This window comes from Brucella pecoris (genome assembly GCF_006376675.1).
Taxonomy (GTDB): domain Bacteria; phylum Pseudomonadota; class Alphaproteobacteria; order Rhizobiales; family Rhizobiaceae; genus Brucella; species Brucella pecoris.
This window is the reverse complement of record NZ_VEWK01000001.1, coordinates 525439-545513: the sequence shown is the minus strand read 5'-3', so window position 1 is coordinate 545513 and position 20075 is coordinate 525439. Positions and strand designations below refer to the sequence as shown.

Sequence of the window (20075 nt, the reverse complement as noted above, 5' to 3'; positions counted from 1 at the left end):
GGGCATCTCTCAAAGAGAAGGCCAGTCATAACAAGGGGATGGTAGATCGATATGGACCAGAAGAAGCTTGAGACGCTCCGCGAAAAATATGCCGGAACCGAAGGTGGGGATATTTTTGATCCGGTTTTCCGCAAGGCCGCCAGCGCTCAATTTTCAGAGGCTGGAAAGCGTGCCTTTCCCTATGCAAATGTCTCGACATTTCTCGATCTGCCTCATCTGCCCGATGCTGTTGCCGATCCATCTTTCTGCGGTCTGGAAGCCGCTATTGTAGGCGTACCGATGGACCTTGGCGTAACCAATCGTTCGGGCGCCCGTTTCGGTCCAAAAGCTGTGCGTTCGATAGAAAGAATCGGACCGTTCGATCATGTTTTACAAATGGCGCCCTCCACTGAAATCAAAGTGGCTGATATCGGCGACGTGCCGCTCAATTCGCGTTTCGACCTGGCGCGCTCACATGCTGATATCGAGGCGTTTTATACCGCAATCGTCGACGCCGGAATCTACCCGCTTTCAGTCGGTGGCGACCATTCGATCAGCGGTTCCATTCTCCGGGCCCTCGGACGTGAAAAGCCTGTCGGAATGATCCATATCGACGCCCATTGCGACACGAGCGGGCCTTATGAGGGCTGCAAGTTCCATCATGGCGGCCCCTTCCGACAAGCGGTTCTGGACGGTGTTCTAGATCCGCAGAGGACAATTCAGATCGGTATCCGGGGCGGTGCCGAATACCTCTGGGAATTTTCAAGTGATTCCGGCATGACAGTGCTGCATGTCGAAGATATCATATCACTCGGCATTGACCGGGTGATCGAGATCGCGCGCGCGGTTGTCGGTAAAGGTCCAGTCTATCTTTCTTTTGATATCGATAGCCTCGATCCCGGCTTTGCTCCGGGCACCGGTACGCCCGAGGTCGGCGGCCTGCAGCCCCGTGAGGCAATGCAGATCATGCGCGGTCTCAACGGCTTGAATTTCATTGGATCGGATGTGGTTGAGGTTGCGCCGCAATATGATCCAACCACCAACACGGCACAGGCTGCTGCCCAGATCCTTTTCATCCAGCTATGTCTGGCCGCAACAGCAATACAACAAAGAAAACCAGAGTAATGAATGAGGGGTGGTCACTGGCCACACCGCCGCGCCCAGCCGAAAATTCAATATGCGAAAATGCTGGCCTCTATCGAAGAACTATTGTGCGCGGCGCACGGTTTCGGACGGAAGATAACCGAAGCGCTGGCGGTAATCGGCTGAAAACAGGCCCATATGATTGAAAGCCCAGGCCATGGCGATACGCGTGATGTCGCCTGGCCCGACATAGCCGCGGGCAAGCTCCGCATGCACTTTGTCCAGCCGCATATTCTTGAACACGCCAAGCGGTGTGTTGCCCCGGACACTGCGGAATGTGCGGTGCAAAGTGCGAGCGCTGGTGCCCGTCGCATCGACAAGCTCCTGCAAGGTCAGTTGCTTGTCGAGATTGTCGAGCATGAATTTTTCGGCACGCTGCACATAGCTTGGAACGGCGCTCGTCAGCGGTCTTGCGCGCGGCTGCGTATCCAGTGCTGCCGCAAGCGACGCCATCAGGCTGTCTTCCAGACGCTCCGACAGACCGCCATGGAAAAACGCTTCCTTGTCCTTCTCGATCTCGTTGATGACGAAATGCGCAAGCTGATAGAAGGCATGGCCGACTGGTGTATCGAAAGATACAACGCGCTTGTTATGGGTAAACTGCTCGATGAACTCCCTGCCCCCAAGAATATCGATCTGGGTATCGTTCAGGCTGAAGATCAGCATCCGCGTGGAAGGGTGGAACTCGAGATCGATCGCCGAATGTGCATCGACGAGCTGGGCATTCATGCCTGACTGATACAATAGCTCGTCACCACGCCGGTCGCGCGAAACGAAGACGCCTTGCAACGGAACCTGCAACAAAGTCATATCATTATGCGCTTCAACTTCGATGCGTGCATGGCCGCCGACGCGAATAGCTGTCAGGCCGAAAGGGCGCATACGTCCATGCGATACTTCGGTTCGGTAGGTCTGGCTGGACTTCTTCGAGATGCGGCAAGGCCTGAGCAGGCCCGACATGGTGTCCTGAAACGAATCGATGGACGGCGAAAGCCTGTGCATATAGCTCGTAGTCGGCATCACGATATTCCCCGTATCTCATTTAGAGAGCATTTTTATTTTAAGATTAAAGTATCACGCTGTGACGAGAGCGCAAGCGTCGCGAAAATTTTGCACGAAAGCGCGTTTCTGGCGGTTTCCTGTTAGGAATGGCGATTTGGTGATAGACAGCATCGTTCCCTCTTTTATCGTTGATCCCAGGCGCCAGAGAGCTGCCATGAAAAAGGGAACCGCGAATGAAAGCGATTATCGTCGGAGGGGGCATCGGTGGCCTCACGATGGCATTGATGCTGCATGCACGAGGCATTAGCTGCCAGATCTTCGAAGCCGCGCCTGAAGTCCGCGAACTGGGCGTTGGCATCAATGTCCTTCCGCATGCCATCCGCGAGCTGGCCGAAATCGGGCTTCTGCCTGCGCTGGACGCCACCGGCATCCGCACCCGTGAGCTGATCTATGCCACACGGCAGGGCCAGGAAATCTGGCGCGAGCCCCGCGGCATGGATGCAGGCTATGATGTGCCGCAGTTTTCCATTCATCGCGGCTATTTGCAGAAACTGCTTTACGACGCCGTTATCGAGCGGCTTGGACCGGACGCCGTTGTCGCAAACCAGCGCTGCGTCGGTTATGTCCAGAACGAAGGTTCAGCGACTGTTCATTTCGCCGAAGGCTCGAAGATTGCTGCGGCAACCGCCGACGTCATTATCGGTGCGGACGGTATTCATTCCGTCATCCGGCATCAGATGTTCCCGAATGAAGCCGGGCTTAAATGGAACGGCGTCATGATGTGGCGCGGGGCGGTCGAAAGCGATCCATTCCTTGATGGTCGCACCATGATCGTTGCTGGCGGCTTTACATACAAGCTGGTGCTTTACCCGATAGCCAAGGGCTCGACGCCCGGCAAAATTCTGAACAACTGGGTTGTCACCTATCGTCCGGGCGCCGACGGGTCGCCCGCGCCAAAGCGCGAAGACTGGAGCCGTCGCGGTACGCATGAGGAACTCATGCCGCATGTCGAGAAGTTCGGCATCAATGTTGTGGACCTTGCCGCGCTGGTGCGGGCAACCGATACATTTTTCGAATATCCGATGTGTGACCGCGACCCCGCCCGCTGGTGGACCGATGGCCGTGTGGCGCTGATCGGCGACGCCGCCCATCCAATGTATCCCGTTGGGTCGAACGGAGCGAGTCAGGCGATTATCGATGCACGCACGCTTGCCGATCATCTTGCCGCCGCTGAGCATGGTCGCGCAGCACTTGCGGCCTATCAGGCCATCCGCCTGCCCGCGACGGCGGAAATCGTCCGGCTTAACCGGTTGGGTGGCCCGGAAGGCGTCATCGATGAGGTCGAGCGTCGCGCACCGTCCGGCGTTGCCGATCTGGACGGTGTGATCAGCTTTGCCGAGCGAGAAGCGATCGTTCGCGGCTATGCCGCAAAAGCTGGCTTTTCAACACAACAGGTTAACCGGGCTTATGCCTGAGTCTAGAGCGTGTCTCCCGAAAGTGGGAACCGGTTTCGGGATAAAGACATGCGTAAAAACAAAAAGATAGAGCATTTTCAATGATTCAATCAAACAGGAAATGCTCTAGCCTCCGAAATCTTATGAAAGGGAATTAGAGTGACTGTTCTTCCAGCAAGCGTTACCAAATCCGGTTCCTCTGTGGACGGTGTTGTCTGGCACATTTTGGGCCAGACTTATGTGCCCAAGCATGTCTGCGAAAGCTCCATGTCATGGCATGCAACCTTCCCTCCCGGCACATTCGTTCCGCCGCACATCCATACGACGCAGGAAGAGTTCATCTATGTGCTCGAAGGCCGCTTCGATCTGCTTCTCGACGGCAAGGAAGCCGTTGCCGAGGCTGGCGATCTCGTCTGTCTGCCGCGCAACATATCGCACGGCATTTTCAACAAGTCCGAACAGCCGGTGAAGTGCATTTTCTGGGTTTCACCGACCGCGAAGCTCTGGGACCTGTTCGTTCGCATCGATAATGTCGGTGATCCCGCTGAAATAGTTCGCGTTGCACCGGCGCATGAGGTTGAATTTTTGCCCGCACCAGCAGAATAATGCATCCGCCCGGCAGAGGTATGGGAGTACATCTGCCGGGTTGCCACAGCATTTCCAGCAAAAGTGCGAAGCAATTTTGTGTCGGATGATGCGAAAGAAAAATAAAACAAAGCAGAAATCTGCAATCGAGGTGGAACAATGAAAATTTCGACGAAAGCGGCTCTCGCGCTGCTCGCCGCAACCATGTTGACCGGAACCGCACAGGCCGAAGACGGTAAGATCAAGATCGGTTTGATCTATACGCTCAGCGGTCCGTCTGCCTTGCTTGGCGAACAATCCCGCGACGGCTTTCTGCTTGCCATGGACAAGCTGGGTAACAAGCTCGGCGGCCTCGATGCTGAAATTATCATTCAGGACGATGAGCAGAAGCCGGATATCGGCGTCAACAAGGTCCAGCAGATGATCCAGCGCGACAAGGTGGATTTTGTCATCGGACCGATCTTCTCAAACGTCCTGAACGCCATCGTCAAGCCGGCAACCGATTCCGGCGCATTCTTGATCTCCACCAATGCGGGCACGTCCAATCTGGCCGGCAAGGATTGCAACGCCAATCTGTTCGTCACCTCCTATCAGAACGACCAGATGCATGAAGTTTCCGGCAAATATGCCGAGAAGCAGAACTATCAGCGTGTTGTCCTGATTGCCCCGAACTATCAGGCGGGCAAGGACGCACTGGCCGGTTTCAAGCATTCCTATAAGAACGAAGTCGCGCAGGAAATCTATGTGCCGCTCGGCCAGCTCGACTATTCAGCGGAACTGGCGCAGATCGCAGCCGAACAGCCTGACGCTGTCTATGCCTTCCTGCCCGGAGGCATGGGCGTAAACTTCGTCAAGCAATACCGCCAGGCCGGTCTCGAAGGCACGCCGTTCCTTTCCGCTTTCACCGTGGACGAGACCACCTTGCCCGCGCAGCAGGATGCGGCAGTCGGCTTCTTCGCCGGTTCGAACTGGGCGCCGGATCTCGATTCCGCTCCTGCCAAAGAATTTGCCGCCGCTTATGAAGCCAAGTTCAAGCGCATTCCCGCAACCTTTGCCGTGCAGGCCTATGATGCTGCCATGCTGATCGACGCGGCGGTCAAGCAGGTCAATGGCAATCTGGTCGACAAGGACGCCTTGCGGGCCGCCATGAAGGATGCGAAATTCACCTCGCCGCGCGGCGAATTCAGCTTTGGCGACAACCACTTTCCGATCCAGAATTTCTACCTGACCAAAGTCGTCAAGCGTGACGACGGCCAGTTCGCCACGTCCTATGTTGAAACGGTCTTCAACGATTACAAGGACAATTACGCAGCCGAATGCAAGATGTAACCCGGTCGAAGAAGGGCGCTCCGATGAGCTCAGCCTTCTCAATTTCCAAGTCTGAAACAGTTCACGCCAGCGGGTCTGGCGTGAACTGGATTTCTGTACAACGATTTCCGGACGCCGCCCATGTTCAATCTTTTTCTGCTGCAATCCCTTAACGGGATTCAGTTCGGCATTTTGCTCTTTCTCGTCGCCGCCGGGCTGACGCTGATCTTCGGCGTCATGGACCTGATCAATCTGGCGCATGGCGTTCTTTATATGGTCGGCGCTTATCTGACCGCGACCTTCACTGCCATGACCGGCAGCTTCTTCTCCGGCATCCTGATCGCCCTTCCTGTCACGCTCGTCATCGGCATCGTGCTGGAAGTGCTGGTCTTTCGACGATTATACGAACGCAGCCATCTCGATCAGGTTCTCGCGACATTCGGGCTGATCCTGATTGTGAATGAACTGGTGAAGATCATCTGGGGCGCGGCACCGCTCAGCGTACCGATGCCGGAATCGCTCTCTGGATCCATCCAGCTCTTTGGAAACCTGCGCTATCCTGTCTATCGCCTGCTGATTATCGCGGCTGGTCTTTTTACGGCGGCAGGTCTCTACCTCCTCGTCAATCACACGCGCATCGGCATGCTGCTGCGTGCCGGAGCAACCAATGGCGACATGGTCTCGGCTCTCGGCATCAATATTCGCCGCCTGTTCATGGTGGTGTTCGGACTTGGCGCCATGCTTGCCGGTTTTGCCGGTGGCATGGTCTCCCCTATCCTCTCGGTCGATCCGGGCATGGGCGATTCCATCCTGATCCTCACATTCGTCGTCATCGTGATCGGTGGCGTTGGTTCCGTGCGTGGCGCTTTTGTTGCGGCCATCGCTGTCGGCCTCGTCGATACGCTTGGCCGCACCTTCGGACCGATGCTGCTCCGTAATCTGCTCGATCCGGCCGCCGCTTCCCAGATGGGCCGCACGCTGGTGCCGATGCTCACCTATATTCTGATGGCAGCCGTGCTCTATTTCCGACCGACAGGTCTCTTCCCGGCACAGGGAGGAACGCGATGAGCGAGATTACCCACAACAGCACCCGCGATACCGCGATACCGGAAAACGCGAAAGGCCGACCGTCGCCTCTGCTGGACGCAGGTCCATTGTTGGTCTTCGCCGCCTTCGCAATCATTCCGCTTGTTGCCTCCGTACTGGGCGACAGCTTTCTTCTCGTGATCGTGACACGCATCATGATCTTTGCGCTGGCAGCACTTTCGCTCAACTTCATCATGGGTTACGGCGCGCTCGTTTCGTTCGGTCATGCAGCTTATATCGGGATCGGCGCCTATGCCGTTGGCATCCTGTCCAGCTATGGCATCGACGATCTGATCCTTCAGATGGTCGCGGCTATCGTTGCCGCAGCGACCTTCGCGCTTGTTACCGGCTATATCTCGCTGAGAACCAGCGGCGTCTATTTCATCATGATCACGCTGGCCTTCGGACAAATGGCCTTTTTCTTCATGGTTTCCCTGTCGGCCTTTGGCGGCGACGATGGAATGACGCTTTCGTCACGTTCCACGCTGTTCGGCAATACGCTGCTTTCCAGCAATCTGGTGCTGTTCTATTTTGTGCTGGCGCTGCTGGTCGGCGCATTTCTCACCTTCCGTATGCTGGTGTCTTCAAGGTTCGGTCGTGTCCTGCGCGGAACGCGGGACAATCCGGTGCGCATGCGCGCCATTGGCTTCTCGCCCTTCTCGTTTCAGCTCACCGCCTATGTCATCGCCGGTGTGGCGGCGGCCATTGCAGGTGTTCTGCTGGCCAACCAGATCCAGTTCGTTTCGCCTGCCTTCATGAGCTGGCAGCGCTCCGGCGAACTTATCGTCATGGTGGTTCTGGGTGGCATGGGCACGCTGATCGGTCCGGTACTCGGCGCAACCGCCTTCATCGTGCTGGAAGAAGTGCTGGCTCATTTCTCCGAGCACTGGAAACTCGGCCTCGGCCTTTTCCTCGTTCTCGTCGTGCTTTTCAGCCGCGACGGTATTGGCGGGCTGATCCGCAAGCTGCGTGGGGGTTCCGATGTCGGATGAACTTCTTCAGGTTAATGACCTGCACAAGAGCTTCGGCGCGCTCAAGGTCACCGACGGCGTCAACCTCACCGTCAAACGCGGCGAGATTCACGCGCTGATCGGCCCGAACGGTGCTGGAAAAACCACGTTGATCCACCAGCTTTCGGGCAATCTCAAAAGCGACCGTGGTTCGGTGATCTTCGATGGCCGTGATATTTCCGCTCTCGCCATGCCCAATCGTGTCCATCTGGGCCTCGCGCGCTCGTTTCAGATCACCTCGGTTCTGGAAGGCTTCAGCGTGCTGGAAAATGTTGCGCTGGCCGTTCAGGCGCGATCAGGCTCAAGCTTCCGCTTCTTTCAGGCGGCGAGCAAGGAGACCGAGATCAACGAGCAAGCCATGGCAGCACTTGCCCGTGTGCGGCTGGACGACCGCGCCTATCGCCGGGCCGGAGCGCTTTCGCATGGCGAAAAACGCCAGCTTGAGATTGCCATCGCTCTCGCCACCAAAGCGCAATTGCTGTTGCTCGACGAGCCTTTGGCGGGAACGAGCCACGAGGAATCAGACGTTCTGGTCGAGCTGATGCGCACATTGCGCCAGACCCATACGCTGGTTCTGATCGAACATGACATGGATGCCGTTTTCTCGCTGGCCGATCAGGTGAGCGTGCTTGTCTACGGGCGCGTCATCGCATCCGGAACACCCGACGCCGTGCGCTCCGATCCAGACGTGCGCGCCGCCTATCTCGGTGAAGAGGAGGCCGCATAATGCTGAAAGTCGAAGGGCTCCAGAACGCCTATGGCCAGTCCCGCATTCTCTTTGGCATCGACTTTGAAGTCGGTGCGGGAGAAGTCGTCACGATCCTCGGCAGAAACGGCATGGGAAAAACGACAACCATCAAATCGATTTTCGGCTTGCTGCCGCCCAAGGGCGGCAAGGTTTTCGTCAATGGCCATGACGTCACCGGCAAGCCGCCCCATGCGATTGCACGCGAGGGGTTGGGGCTGGTCCCGGAAGGGCGACAGATATTTCCGACGCTGAGCGTCGAGGAAAACCTTTTGGCCACCCGGCGCGCAGACGCACGCTCGTCCAAATGGACGCTGGAGAGCATCTACCGGATGTTCCCGCGCCTGAAAGAACGGCGGCGCAATATGGGCAACCAGCTTTCCGGCGGCGAGCAGCAAATGCTGGCCGTTGGCCGCGCCTTGATGACCAATCCGAAAATGGTCGTGCTGGACGAGGCGACAGAAGGATTGTCGCCGCTCATGCGTGAAGAGATCTGGTCCTGCCTTCGCAATATCAAGGATGAGGGCGAAGCGATCCTCGTCATCGACAAGAATGTCGATGCACTCGCGCGCTTCGCAGACCGTCACGTCGTCATCGAAAAGGGTCGTGTGGTGTGGAGCGGCGACAACGCTGCCCTTTTGAACACCCCGGACATCAAGGAACGTTACTTGCACGTTTGACCTAGCAGTCGAACGCAAACTTGCATTGAATTGACAGGAGACGAGCATGCACCCCAGCGCTCATGTGGATACATTCGTTCTGGATAATCTCCCGGCTGCGGAACTTCTACCGGATATCATCAACCTTGACGCACTCGGCTACCCGGAGCAGCTCAACGCGACCTATGAGCTGGTGGACAGCCATCTTGAGCGCGGCAAAGGTGACCGCATCGCCTTGCAGGCGCCGGGCGTGCGCTGGACCTACAGCGATCTTGCCGCAATGATCAACAAGATCGCCAATGTGCTGACCGAAAAGCTCGGCATGAAAACCGGCAATCGCGTGATGATCCGCTCTGGCAACAACCCGACCAAGATCGCGCTCTATATGGCGATCATCAAGGCAGGCGGCGTTGTGGTCGCGACCATGCCGCTTCTGCGTGCCAGGGAATTGGTCCAGATCATCGACAAGGCGGAAATCAGTATCGCCTTTTGCGACAATGCGCTGATCGGTGAAATGCAAAATGCTATGGCACAGACCGATTTCATCAAAACGCTGGTGACCTGGGAAGACAACGCAGGCGGTGAACTTGGCGCATTGCTGGACGATGCATCTGGCGATTTCGATGCGGTGGCGACACGGGCGGACGATCCGTGCCTGCTCGGCTTTACATCCGGCACCACCGGTCTGCCGAAGGCAACCATCCATTTCCACCGCGACCTGCTGATCGTCTGCGATTGCTATGCGCATCACATACTGGACGCGACGGAAGACGACATCTTCATCGGTTCGCCGCCACTGGCTTTCACGTTTGGGCTTGGCGGGCTGGTTCTGTTTCCCTTCAGGATCGGTGCTTCCACAGTGCTACCGGCAAAGACAGTGCCGCACGATCTTGCGCTTGCTATCGGGGAATATAAACCGACTGTCTGTTTCACGGCGCCGACCGCTTATCGCGCCATGCTTTCGAAGATTGATCAGTATGATCTTTCGTCGTTGCGCAAATGTGTTTCAGCCGGTGAAGTCCTGCCCCTTCCCACATTCGAAGCATGGAAGCGCGCGACCGGACTTTCGCTGGCAGACGGTATCGGTGCAACGGAAATGCTGCATATCTTCATCTCCGCGCCGGAAGGCGATATTCGTCCTGGCGCGACCGGCAAGCCTATCCCCGGTTATGAGGCTCGCGTCATCGATGAGAATGGACAGGAATGCGCGCCCGGCACACCCGGACGGCTTGCCGTTCGCGGGCCGCTCGGCTGCAAATATCTGGCCGACCCGCGCCAGACCAAATATGTCGAAAACGGCTGGAACATTACCGGCGATACCTATGTCATGGATGAGGACGGTTATTTCTGGTATCAGGCGCGCAATGACGACATGATCGTTTCTGCCGGATATAACATTGCCGGACCGGAGGTCGAAGCCAGCCTGCTTGCGCATCCCGCCGTAGCCGAATGCGGCGTGGTAGCCGCCCCCGATGAGGAACGGGGCTGCATCGTCAAAGCCTATGTGGTGCTGAACGAGGGCTATAATGGCGATGCGAACTTGCAGGAAACACTGCAACGCCACGTCAAAAGCGAACTCGCACCCTATAAATATCCGCGCCTGATATGCTGGGTCTCCAGCTTGCCCAAAACGGAATCCGGAAAATTGCAACGATCTGCCCTGCGTGCGCAGGCGGCAACCGAGGCCCGCGCCTGACGTGGCTTCACGCATGAAATACGCAGGAGACTTCAGTGCTTCACGACTTCGATACCGCCTATGACAATATGAAAGCCATCAGCGATTCAGCCACCTATCCGCCGCGCTGGACGGAACTGGCCTCCGGCTTTCGCGAGAAGATGCGGGATCAGGGACGTCTGATACCCGATATTGCTTATGCTGACGGCGCGCGGAACCATTACGACCTCATCCTGCCGGAAGGCATGGCCAAGGGCACACTCGTTTATGTCCATGGCGGCTATTGGAAAGGGTTGGATAAAAGCTTCTGGTCGCATCTGGCACAAGGCGCGCTTGAGCGCGGATACCGCGTGGCCATGCCGAGCTATACGCTGTGCCCAGAAACACGCATTTCCGGAATCACAATGGAAATCGGCCGCTTCATTGACCGGCTGGCGCAGGAAGTGGATGGCGAAATCATATTGACCGGTCATTCAGCCGGGGGGCACCTGGTCACCCGCATGGCTTGCGAAAATGCGCCCATCGCTGCCGCAACAGCAGAACGGATCAAGCGCGTTCTTTCCATCAGCGGGCTGCATGATCTGCGACCGCTTCTCAAAACCGCGATGAACGATATTTTCCATATGGATGCGGCGGAAGCGATCGCGGAGAGCGCCGCACTGCACCGCCCTCGCCCGGATATCGCCGTTCATTGCTGCGTCGGCGGCGACGAGCTGAAGGAATTCAGGCGGCAGAATGCGTTGCTGGCAAACATCTGGTACGGATCAGGGATCGATACCGACGCGTGGGAAATCGACGGCACGCATCATTGCAATGTCATCGACACGCTGCGCGATCCCGAAAGCCAGGCCGTCAGATTTCTCTGCCCGTAACGCCGCGAAAAGCGTCTTCAGAAATGCTCTATCGGAAGGCCGCGCCGTTCATGTCCCGACAGGACAAATCCAACCGGCTCGGCTTTCGTCCCTCCGCTCATGCGGTTGATCAGAACGGCCATTTCCGTTCTGTTATGAACACCGAAACGCTTGATCAGATCATCGACATAATCCTTCACCGTGTGCGGCGACAGTTCCAGATGCCGCGCAATCTGCTTGTTGGTATTGCCAGCCGCCAGCAACCGGGCGACCGTCGAAAGACGTGGCGACAAACTGGTCAGATTTGCACTCGGCATCTTCGCCGGGCGCGCTTCCTGAATATTGCGCAAGGCAAGCGCCGACGAACGACATAACAATGATACCTGCTCTTCGAGCTGCGTTGCGTGCATCTCGAAACCGGCAGCATAAATCAACGCCTGAATGTTGCCGCCGACATAAACCGGGCTGCACAAGTTATCGTTGTAGTTCCATCGGGCGAGTAGCGTTCGCATCAGCGGCACATTGCCCGATGCATTTCGGGGCAATCGCGACCCCGCAACCGCGCCCGCATTCTGTACCACGGCCGCAATCATCGGATCCGAATCCGCCAGCCCGTTCTGATATTCAAGAAGAAAGCCGGTAGGCGCATTGATGCTGTGAAAAAGACGCGGCCGATTATTCTCCAGCAAATAAATTCCAAGCGAACGCACCCGCAGGACATTCGCGGAAAAATAGTCACAAGCTATTGTAAAGTCGTCATAATTGCGGCTCTCCGCAACGGAAAGCGCTGCAGATATTCGCTCGTCTGTCGATAATACTTCCCTGGGCATTCTCTCTCCCGAATTCCCAAGCCCCCCATCTGGGGGGAATGTCCGTTCCCACTCTTGTCCGTATCATTCCCGCTTATAACCGCTAAATCAAGGGGAACTAACTTGGATACCAGCGTGCACCGGACTCACACGGCCGACAACTATTCCGCAGTCCTTCAGGGCTTCAATGACCGTCTGCAATCGATTCTACCTTTAATTGAAGAAAAGGCTGAAGAAGCAGAGAAACTCGGACGGATGCATGATGACGTCGTGGACGCGATGCGCAAGGGCGGCTTCTATACGATGCTGTTTCCCAAGGAAGTCGGTGGCGCCGAACTGCGACCAATCGATGCCATGAAATTAATGTCAGCGCTTTCCTATGCTCACGCATCGTCGGGCTGGTGCACGATGGTCAACAATATGGAAGGCACCACCATGGCGATCTACCTCGATGATGAGGGGATTGCCAATGTCTTCAAGGATGGCGTCGATATCACCATTGCGGGCAACGGCGTGCCCCGCGGCTTTGCCCGCAAGGTCGACGGCGGCTACATGATCCGCGGCAACTGGGCTTATGGAAGCTCCATCTTCCACGCGGAATGGATTCACTCCGGCTGTTTCCTTCTCGATCCCAAGGACCCGAGCGGAAAGGCGCTGTTGAAAGATGAGACCGGTGCACCGCAGATCATCGTCGCACATCACCCGCGCTCGACGATCCAGTTGCTCGGTAACTGGGATGTGCTCGGCCTGCGCGCCACCGGCAGCTTCGACTACACGCTGGCAACCGATGAAGACCTTTTCGTACCGGAATCCATGACCTATAGTTTTACGCAGTCAGCGCCCAAGCGCGGTCAGGCGCAGGGCCATCTCGGGCTGGCAGGCTACAGCGCCCTCACCCATACGAGCTGGGCTATCGGCGTTGGTCGCCGGATACTCGACGAACTCGCCAAGGTGATCCGTCAGCGACAGGACCCGTTCGGCAAGAGCGCGGACAGCGCCAGCTTGCGTTTCCAGTTTGCCAACGCGGAAGCCCGCTATCGGGCGGCACGCGCCCTTGCCATGGAAACATGGGAAGATGTCTCGCAGACCACCGCGTCCGGCGCCGTTCCATCCCTCGACCAGATGACAATGGTGAAGCTTTCGCTACGCTATATGCACGACATTGTTTCGGATGTGGCAACATTTGCGCATCGTGCGGCGCGCGGAGCGTCGCTGCACAACACGGCGATGCAGCGCTTCTATCGCGACATTCATTCCGGTACACAGCATATCCTGCTCGCCGACCAGATTGTCGAGGAATGCGGCAAGGGGCTACTCGGCCTTTCAGGCCCTGATGCACGATGGACCGTTTTCGGCATCAGCGACAACTGAGACCGGCCATGACGAGAAATATTGTCAGCTTCGTCGGGTGTGATCGCCCGACGAAAGTTCATCGGTTGACCCAAGCGATTGCGGCAAGGCTGGAAGCGGAAGACGATGTATCGGTCACGCATCTAGACCTGTCACACGCCGGGCCGAACCTGTTTACCGTCAATCGCAAAGCACTGGATCAGCAATCCGAAACCCTGATCTCGGAGATCGAGCATTGCGATGCACTGATCGTCGGCTGCCCGGTCTATCAGGGCAGTTACCCCGGCCTTTTCAAGCACGTGTTCGATCTCGTCCATCCGCTGGCGCTGCGTGGTCGCCCGACCGTCCTTTGTGCTGTGGGTGGCGGGCATCGTCACGCGCTGGTGGTCGAACATCATCTGCGTCCATTGTTCGGGTTTTTCGAAGCGGGAACGGTGGCAACCGGCATCTATGCCTGTTCGGCGGAGCTGGATCCGGATGGCCTGCTGCCGCCCACTCTGGAAACCCGGATCGACAGCGCCGTCGACCAGATGAGAAAGCAATTGGTCCAATCGCACCAAGCCAGCGGCATAAGGTGGAAAGATGTTGAATTACTCGAACAGTTTTGAAAAACGCACGATCGAAGTCAGGGGGAAAACCGTCACCTATCTCGTGAAGGGTGAAGGTAAGGATGTCGTCTTTCTGCATGGAACCGGGACCTTTCCCGGTTTCGACAGTCTGGCCGACATTGCTTCGCGAAACCGGCTCATCATCCCGTTTCATCCGAATTTCAGTGAAAGCGAGGATGATGCCGATATCGTGCAGATCGGCGACTATGTGCTCCATTACATGGATTTCTTCGATGCGATGGGGCTGGACCGGTTCAGCCTTGGCGGCTTTTCACTCGGCGGCTGGATCGCCGCGGAATTCGCCATCAGACAGCCGGACAGGCTCGCCGCGCTGTTTCTCGCAGCACCCGCCGGTCTCGATCTTCCGGCAATCCCCATCCCCGATCTGTTTCAGGTCGCGCCAGCCGATATTCCTGCGCATCTGACGCACGACCCGGCGGTCACACTCCGCTATTTCCCGACAAAGCCCGACAGCCAGTTCGATGCAACACTCGGGCGCGAAATGGGTGCGCTGGCGCGCGTTCACGCAACCGATGGGCGCGGCAATCCGAAGCTTGGCCATTGGCTGCACCGGTTGAACATGCCGACCCTTATCCTTTGGGGCGAGGAAGACCGGGTTATCCCCGCGCAATATGGCCAAGAATGGCAGCGCGGGATCGACGGCGCACGTCTGGAGGCGCTCGGCGCAACCGGACATCTGCTGTTTGAAGAGACGCCCGTAGCGGCGGCACTTGTGCGCGATTTTCTCTCGGCAGTCTGAGCGTCCATAAGGATGCGCATCAATGCTTTGCAGGTAAAAATAAGGGGAACCAAGCCATGCAATGGGAAAGCCTATCGGACTTCGATCAATCCAGAATAAAGCGCTGGCAGTGGGGAATGCTGGCGCTGGCGCTTTTGTGCGAGATGTTTCTCGCCGCCGACTGGTACGCCTTTGCGGCGGTCATACCGTTCATTTCGGAAACACTTCAGCTCGATTCCGCGCAGGCCGGTCTGGCGCAGGGGATATTTGCGTTGACCTATGGTCTCGGCATGATCGTCTGGTCGCAATTGAGCCGCCGCATGAGTGCCCGATCGTTGCTGCTGATCGGGCTTTCCTTCACCGCCATCGGCATGGTGGCACAAGTCTATGTACAGAACTACGCGCAATTAATTGCGCTGCGTCTGTTTATCGGCTTCTTTGACGCAGCGATCTTCCTCGGCAATATGAAACTCATCATCGGCTGGTTCCCGCAGAAGCGGCGCGGCAGCATGATCGGCTTGATCCTCGCGGCTTATAGTCTGGCTATCACACTGGATTTCGCGATTGGCATTCCGCTTTCCATCACCTATGGCTGGCGCACCTTCTTCGCCATTCTCGCCATCGGCACCTTGGTGACGGCGGCGGGCGTGCTGGTGTTCACCCGCAACAATCCCGCACATATCGGCTTTAAGGATTTCCGCTGGGAGCCGGAAAAGCGGCAGACCTCGACTGCTCCGCTGGCCAGCATCTTCCGCTCGAAGTGGATCATTGTCGGCAGCCTCGGCATTTCCGCCTGTACCATGGCAATTGCCGGAACCGCCACATGGGTCATTCCCGGATATATTGCCGTGCATCAGATGCCGGTAGAAGATGCAGCCCTGATAGGCACGTTGATGGGGCTGTCGCAGGTCGTGTTTCTCATCATCGGTGGTTACGCCGCCGACCGCCTGAATAAAACGGGAATGATCAAATTCGGAACCGTGCTCGCCGTCCTCGTCGCGGTGATGTTCACCCTCGGCATGGCGATACCGCTTGGCTTCGGCTGGCTCATTCTGATGGCGCTCCTAAGCGGCGTGGCGCTTTTCGGCGGTGGTGCGATCTTCGCGTTTCTCAGTGAAAAATATCCGGAAGAGCTGGCAACGGCTGCGGTCGGTTATGCCGAAATCTTTGCCATCATTGCGACATTCATTTCGCCATGGGTCATGGGCGTGGTCATCAAGGTATCGGGCGGGTCTTTTGTTAGCGCCTTCCTGACCTTCGCCATCATGGAAGCGATCATTCTGGCCATCATTCTGGTGGTCACCCGCGAGAGCTTCAGCCTGAACGACGACAAGGTTTCCATTGCCGCCAGCGGCAACGCGATTTCGGGTGAAGCAACCCGCCCCTGATCTAAAGAACGGCGGCGGATGCGATTGACGGGTCGCACCCGCCTTTTTCTCTGGCTTCTTTCCGCAACCGATATTAACACCGAAGAGAGCGCCTTGTTGCGCCTGATGCCGCATCGCATCGGGCGCATGACTGTTGCAACCATGATCGATAGCGAGGGAATTCATGGAGGAACGCTTCTCAGGTACGGTTCTGGCTTCCGAGCATCAGGAGGAGAACCCCGCGCGTTCGCTGGGCGAGATCGGCCTGAACAGTTTTGCGCCCTACCTGATGAACCGCCTGATGGCCCGCTATAACGCGAACCTCGCGGAAGCGCTGAAAGGCCGCAAGATCACGACGGTCAAATTGCGCACGCTCGCTGTCCTGAGTGTCACACCTTCGGCGACCATCAACGAGCTTGCGGTCTTTACCGTGACCGAGCAATCCACGATGAGCCGCACGCTCGATTCGCTTGAAGAGCAGGGTTACGTCCGCCGTCAGGCGCGCGCCGAAGACATGCGCATCCGCGATATTTCTCTGACCGAAGAAGGACGCAACATTTTCAACGAAGCATGGCCTGCCATGTATGATCTGCTGTTGCAATTGTTTGAAGGCATTGACGAAGACGAGCATCGCGCCTTTGTCGGCACCTTGCAGAAAATGCTGCGCAATATCCGTAAAAACGAACTTTAAGCCCGGCCCGTTTCCAAGAAGCGAGCCGGGTTTGTCGCAACATCAGTCCGTCGAACGCGACGGTATCAGCGCCGTGGCCACTGCTGCGAGAGCGGCAACAATCGCGAAAATATAGAAGTTCCATTGCGGGCTGACATTGAGGCTTGCGATCAAACCGCCCAGAAGCGGCCCAGATAGTGCGCCAATGCGCGAGAAGCTCAGCGCCCATCCGGTTCCGGCAGAGCGGATCGAGGAATCGAGTCGCTGGGCCAGAAAGCCTGTGAGCACCAGCGACGCCGACACGGTGCCAAAACCGGCAATCGCGACGAACACATAGTTCATCAGCAGCGAGCCCTTGAAGGCGAGCGCCACAATACCGAGCGCGCCCAGCGCATAGGAACAGGCTACCGTGCGCTTTACGCCAAAACGGTCTGCCCAGGTGCCAAGCACAATGCCGCCGATTGCCGAACTCAGGCTGAAGACCGCAAGGAACAGCAGGCTGTTGCCAAGGTCATAACCGTTTTTGCGCATGATCTGCGGCAGCCATTGCGCGAGGCCATAGACCAGCAGCAGACCCATGAAGAGCGCAGCCCAGAAACAGGCGGTTTCGAACGCGTTTTTCGGGGAGAAGATTTCACTGAAAACGGTGCGCCAGCCAACCTTACCATGCTTGCGGACAATCGCCGCCGGAACCCCGACCCCCATGCGCTGCGCGGTCTTGCGCGCCGCATCGTGCTTGCCGCGCTGGACCAGCGATTCCACGCTCTCTGGCAGGAATGCGAGGAAGATGGGAACGAACAACAGCGGCACCGCCCCAATCAAAACGATGGTGCGCCAGCCATGGGCTTCGAGAAAGCCCCGACCGCACAGGGCAGCGGCCAGCAATCCCATCGAATAGCCCGAATACATGAGACCGTAATTGAAGCTCTTCTTCTTGACCGGGGAATATTCGACCGTCAGCGCCGCCGCGACCGGAATAATCCCGCCAAGACCGATGCCCGAAATGAACCGGCTCAATCCGAAGATGAAGGGTGTCGGCGCCATGGCGCTGACAATCATGCACAGCGAAAACACGGTGATGCAGGCGATAAACAGCGGCTTGCGTCCATGAAGCTCACTCAACGTGCCGGCAAGAATACCACCGATCAGCATACCGATCACCGTATAGCTGCCAATGGCGCCAAGCTCTATGGGCGTCAGTTGCCAGACTGGATCGACGGACAAGGCAGGCAAAATGGCACCGATGACACCGACGTCATAGCCTTCTGCAAAAATCGCAAGCCAGCACAGGCCCACGACAAGCAGGCTTTTGCCTGCCGATATCTCCCTTCCGGCCATAGCCGGCGCATCTATGCTCTGCGCTTGAGACATAGCTTTCCCCTTTTTTTGAAAGTGCGGCGCGCGTCCTCGTGCACGCCGACTTTTCAGGTCGAACATGGCTGTTCCGGCATCCTTGCGATGCCCGCACTCTTTGATCAGAGCGTTGCGATTGTTTTCAGCGCGCCATCGAGCGCAATGCCCTGTTCATCCAGCAGGGCCGCTTGCCGCAAGCGCCGCAGCCAGGCTGCGCCGTCGTCCCGCTCGCTCAGAACAGGCAGAGCGGACAAAACGCGGTCGAATTTCGACAGGCCACGCGAATGCGTATCGGAATAGCCCTTGACCAGACGGCGACAGGCAAGAACCTCGACCGCGAGATCGTAGTTTTGCGGCAAGGCGGCCAGCGCCTGTGCCAGCCAGGCTTCGCGGTGTTCGACCTCACGCTGATGGCGCAGGCTACCGCGCCGGAAACGACGCAAGCCCGAAACGACATAAAGCCCGGTGAACCAGAACAGCGTACCGGTGTTCACCCGGCGACCTTTGCTGATCCGCTTGTCGAGCCATGCAAAAAGCTTCGGGCGATTTTCGATCCAGGCGCCGATACCTTTCGGTAAGGTGCCGCACACTTCTTCCATGCGCGGATGCATATATTCGGTCGTATAGGCGATCTGATCTTTCTTGAGGCCGATTTCCTTGCGCACCCGCTCAAACCGCGAGCCGCGCACCTTAATATCGGCCACCCGGACCACATCGTCATAGGCCATGGCAACAGCGACATATTTTGCCGCCTGTACGGTGAAAGCAAAGCCTTGCGCCGTAGCGCCATTGGCAAGATCGGCCTTGAGCAGGGCAGCGCAACGGTTCAGATATTCATCTGCGTAAGCCGGATCCTGAAATTCGGTCAGTTTCTTGATTCCTGCAAAAAGCATCGCATGGCATTCACCCGGAAACTCGCTGCGAATGCGCTTGATAAGCCCATCCAGCGCCGGATGATCGGCCCGCTCGGGCAGAGGATCCAGCCGCTTTGCAGGCGTTGCCGCCAGTTTATCATTCGCACCGCCAAGCGCGCGCTGATAGGCAGATTCAAAAGCTCTTAGGCTTGCTTCGATGCCCTTGCCGCCGGACTTGATGGTTGCTTCAAAGGCGTGTTTGTCGAAAGGCAACGCGCCGGAAGCCGCAAGCGCGCCGAACAAAGCCGAGGAAACCACGCTGCCGCTTTTCGTTGCCAGCGCTTCCATGTCGAAAGCAATGGTCTTGCGCGCAGCAAAGGCTGTCGCGTCCTCAACGACCACCGGATTGCCGATGCCGTCACCCGGCTTTTCCTTTTCGCCCACCGCGAAAGAGCGATGGGTGGAGGTGATGAGCAAGGTTTTGTCAGGCGTCACGAGGCCGCGCAGCACCGAGCGCCCCGCTTCCATCAGTTCCGCCGCGATGACGATATCGACGTCGCCGGGTGTGGGCATCAGCGACAGGATCGGATGCGCACCTTCGCGGACCCGCAACAGCTCAAGATAATAGATCGTCGCGCCGGTTCTCTGCGCCACGCCGGGCACGGAAGTTGTCTGCGCGACCCAGCCATTGGTTTCCGCCAGCGCCACAACCCAGTCGGCCAGAACGCCGCCGCCCTGACCGCCCATGGCGAGAATGGCAATCGATAGCGGCTTGTCCTGCGAAAGAAGAGCGGACGGCGATGCATTCAGTGTAGACATGGCCTGTTC

Annotated in this window: 19 protein-coding genes; 15 read left to right on the top strand and 4 right to left on the bottom strand. The window is 57.5% G+C overall.

Annotated features, from left to right (window positions below):
- Positions 1-51 precede the first annotated feature (51 nt).
- Positions 52-1104 carry an agmatinase gene (gene speB, locus FIB18_RS02475; protein WP_140019256.1) on the top strand — a complete coding sequence of 351 codons (1053 nt, stop codon included), beginning with the start codon at positions 52-54 and terminating at the stop codon, positions 1102-1104.
- 81 nt (positions 1105-1185) lie between these two features.
- Here the strand turns inward: speB and FIB18_RS02470 are convergent, their stop codons facing one another.
- Entirely contained in the window at positions 1186-2142 is a 957-nt protein-coding gene (locus FIB18_RS02470) for an AraC family transcriptional regulator (RefSeq protein WP_140019255.1), read from the bottom strand.
- 215 nt (positions 2143-2357) lie between these two features.
- Between FIB18_RS02470 and FIB18_RS02465 the strand changes: the two genes are divergently transcribed.
- The 9 genes from FIB18_RS02465 (at position 2358) to FIB18_RS02425 (ending at position 11518) form a co-directional block, all read left to right on the top strand.
- Complete coding sequence (locus FIB18_RS02465) at positions 2358-3599, top strand: flavin-dependent oxidoreductase (protein WP_140019254.1); 1242 nt, start codon at positions 2358-2360, stop codon at positions 3597-3599.
- 138 nt (positions 3600-3737) lie between these two features.
- A complete protein-coding gene (locus FIB18_RS02460) occupies positions 3738-4184 on the top strand; it encodes a cupin domain-containing protein (protein ID WP_140019253.1) in 447 nt (148 codons plus the stop codon).
- 138 nt (positions 4185-4322) lie between these two features.
- A complete protein-coding gene (locus FIB18_RS02455; RefSeq protein WP_140019252.1) occupies positions 4323-5492 on the top strand; it encodes an ABC transporter substrate-binding protein in 1170 nt (389 codons plus the stop codon).
- Positions 5493-5612: 120 nt separating this feature from the next.
- On the top strand, positions 5613-6539 hold the full coding sequence (locus tag FIB18_RS02450) for a branched-chain amino acid ABC transporter permease (protein ID WP_140019251.1): 927 nt from the start codon (positions 5613-5615) through the stop codon (positions 6537-6539).
- A complete protein-coding gene (locus FIB18_RS02445; protein ID WP_140019250.1) occupies positions 6536-7549 on the top strand; it encodes a branched-chain amino acid ABC transporter permease in 1014 nt (337 codons plus the stop codon). The genes FIB18_RS02450 and FIB18_RS02445 overlap by 4 nt, the downstream gene beginning before the upstream one ends.
- Positions 7539-8294 carry an ABC transporter ATP-binding protein gene (locus FIB18_RS02440; protein WP_140019249.1) on the top strand — a complete coding sequence of 252 codons (756 nt, stop codon included), beginning with the start codon at positions 7539-7541 and terminating at the stop codon, positions 8292-8294. The genes FIB18_RS02445 and FIB18_RS02440 overlap by 11 nt, the downstream gene beginning before the upstream one ends.
- On the top strand, positions 8294-8992 hold the full coding sequence (locus FIB18_RS02435) for an ABC transporter ATP-binding protein (RefSeq protein ID WP_140019248.1): 699 nt from the start codon (positions 8294-8296) through the stop codon (positions 8990-8992). Before FIB18_RS02440 ends, FIB18_RS02435 begins: the two co-directional genes overlap by 1 nt.
- A 46-nt stretch (positions 8993-9038) precedes the next feature.
- Positions 9039-10667 carry a benzoate-CoA ligase family protein gene (locus FIB18_RS02430; protein WP_140019247.1) on the top strand — a complete coding sequence of 543 codons (1629 nt, stop codon included), beginning with the start codon at positions 9039-9041 and terminating at the stop codon, positions 10665-10667.
- A gap of 35 nt (positions 10668-10702) precedes the next feature.
- Positions 10703-11518, top strand: a complete 816-nt coding sequence (locus FIB18_RS02425) for an alpha/beta hydrolase (RefSeq protein ID WP_140019246.1) — start codon at positions 10703-10705, stop codon at positions 11516-11518.
- A 17-nt stretch (positions 11519-11535) separates the two neighbouring features.
- On the opposite strand, the gene FIB18_RS02420 is transcribed toward FIB18_RS02425, so the two are convergent.
- The gene (locus tag FIB18_RS02420) at positions 11536-12327 is read right to left on the bottom strand and encodes a helix-turn-helix transcriptional regulator (protein WP_210295984.1); all 792 of its coding nucleotides are present in this window, start codon (positions 12325-12327) and stop codon (positions 11536-11538) included.
- Positions 12328-12441: 114 nt separating this feature from the next.
- On the opposite strand from FIB18_RS02420, the gene FIB18_RS02415 reads away from it, so the two are divergent.
- From FIB18_RS02415 to FIB18_RS02395, 5 genes are all read left to right on the top strand, one after another.
- On the top strand, positions 12442-13677 hold the full coding sequence (locus FIB18_RS02415) for an acyl-CoA dehydrogenase family protein (protein ID WP_235894804.1): 1236 nt from the start codon (positions 12442-12444) through the stop codon (positions 13675-13677).
- Between the two features lie 8 nt (positions 13678-13685).
- Positions 13686-14264: an NAD(P)H-dependent oxidoreductase gene (locus FIB18_RS02410; RefSeq protein WP_140019244.1), complete on the top strand. Its 579-nt coding sequence runs from the start codon at positions 13686-13688 to the stop codon at positions 14262-14264.
- Positions 14239-15024, top strand: coding sequence for an alpha/beta fold hydrolase (locus FIB18_RS02405; protein ID WP_140019243.1), 786 nt, complete (start codon positions 14239-14241; stop codon positions 15022-15024). Before FIB18_RS02410 ends, FIB18_RS02405 begins: the two co-directional genes overlap by 26 nt.
- A gap of 56 nt (positions 15025-15080) precedes the next feature.
- Positions 15081-16391 (top strand): MFS transporter, encoded by a 1311-nt coding sequence (locus FIB18_RS02400; protein WP_140019242.1) that lies wholly within the window; start codon positions 15081-15083, stop codon positions 16389-16391.
- A 163-nt stretch (positions 16392-16554) separates the two neighbouring features.
- Entirely contained in the window at positions 16555-17061 is a 507-nt protein-coding gene (locus FIB18_RS02395; RefSeq protein ID WP_140019241.1) for a MarR family winged helix-turn-helix transcriptional regulator, read from the top strand.
- Between the two features lie 42 nt (positions 17062-17103).
- On the opposite strand, the gene FIB18_RS02390 is transcribed toward FIB18_RS02395, so the two are convergent.
- Positions 17104-18411, bottom strand: a complete 1308-nt coding sequence (locus FIB18_RS02390; RefSeq protein ID WP_140019240.1) for an MFS transporter — start codon at positions 18409-18411, stop codon at positions 17104-17106.
- A gap of 104 nt (positions 18412-18515) precedes the next feature.
- A complete protein-coding gene (locus FIB18_RS02385) occupies positions 18516-20066 on the bottom strand; it encodes an indolepyruvate oxidoreductase subunit beta family protein (protein ID WP_140019239.1) in 1551 nt (516 codons plus the stop codon).
- Between the last annotated feature and the right edge of the window lie 9 nt (positions 20067-20075).

Excerpts from the sequence above, each read along its gene's own strand:
- speB (WP_140019256.1), top strand. The coding sequence starts at position 52 with ATGGACCAGAAGAAGCTTGAGACGCTCCGCGAAAAATATGCCGGAACC.
- FIB18_RS02470 (WP_140019255.1), bottom strand. The coding sequence starts at position 2,142 with ATGCCGACTACGAGCTATATGCACAGGCTTTCGCCGTCCATCGATTCG.
- FIB18_RS02465 (WP_140019254.1), top strand. The coding sequence starts at position 2,358 with ATGAAAGCGATTATCGTCGGAGGGGGCATCGGTGGCCTCACGATGGCA.
- FIB18_RS02455 (WP_140019252.1), top strand. The coding sequence starts at position 4,323 with ATGAAAATTTCGACGAAAGCGGCTCTCGCGCTGCTCGCCGCAACCATG.
- FIB18_RS02450 (WP_140019251.1), top strand. The coding sequence starts at position 5,613 with ATGTTCAATCTTTTTCTGCTGCAATCCCTTAACGGGATTCAGTTCGGC.
- FIB18_RS02445 (WP_140019250.1), top strand. The coding sequence starts at position 6,536 with ATGAGCGAGATTACCCACAACAGCACCCGCGATACCGCGATACCGGAA.
- FIB18_RS02440 (WP_140019249.1), top strand. The coding sequence starts at position 7,539 with ATGTCGGATGAACTTCTTCAGGTTAATGACCTGCACAAGAGCTTCGGC.
- FIB18_RS02435 (WP_140019248.1), top strand. The coding sequence starts at position 8,294 with ATGCTGAAAGTCGAAGGGCTCCAGAACGCCTATGGCCAGTCCCGCATT.
- FIB18_RS02430 (WP_140019247.1), top strand. The coding sequence starts at position 9,039 with ATGCACCCCAGCGCTCATGTGGATACATTCGTTCTGGATAATCTCCCG.
- FIB18_RS02420 (WP_210295984.1), bottom strand. The coding sequence starts at position 12,327 with ATGCCCAGGGAAGTATTATCGACAGACGAGCGAATATCTGCAGCGCTT.
- FIB18_RS02410 (WP_140019244.1), top strand. The coding sequence starts at position 13,686 with ATGACGAGAAATATTGTCAGCTTCGTCGGGTGTGATCGCCCGACGAAA.
- FIB18_RS02405 (WP_140019243.1), top strand. The coding sequence starts at position 14,239 with ATGTTGAATTACTCGAACAGTTTTGAAAAACGCACGATCGAAGTCAGG.
- FIB18_RS02400 (WP_140019242.1), top strand. The coding sequence starts at position 15,081 with ATGCAATGGGAAAGCCTATCGGACTTCGATCAATCCAGAATAAAGCGC.
- FIB18_RS02395 (WP_140019241.1), top strand. The coding sequence starts at position 16,555 with ATGGAGGAACGCTTCTCAGGTACGGTTCTGGCTTCCGAGCATCAGGAG.
- FIB18_RS02390 (WP_140019240.1), bottom strand. The coding sequence starts at position 18,411 with ATGTCTCAAGCGCAGAGCATAGATGCGCCGGCTATGGCCGGAAGGGAG.
- FIB18_RS02385 (WP_140019239.1), bottom strand. The coding sequence starts at position 20,066 with ATGTCTACACTGAATGCATCGCCGTCCGCTCTTCTTTCGCAGGACAAG.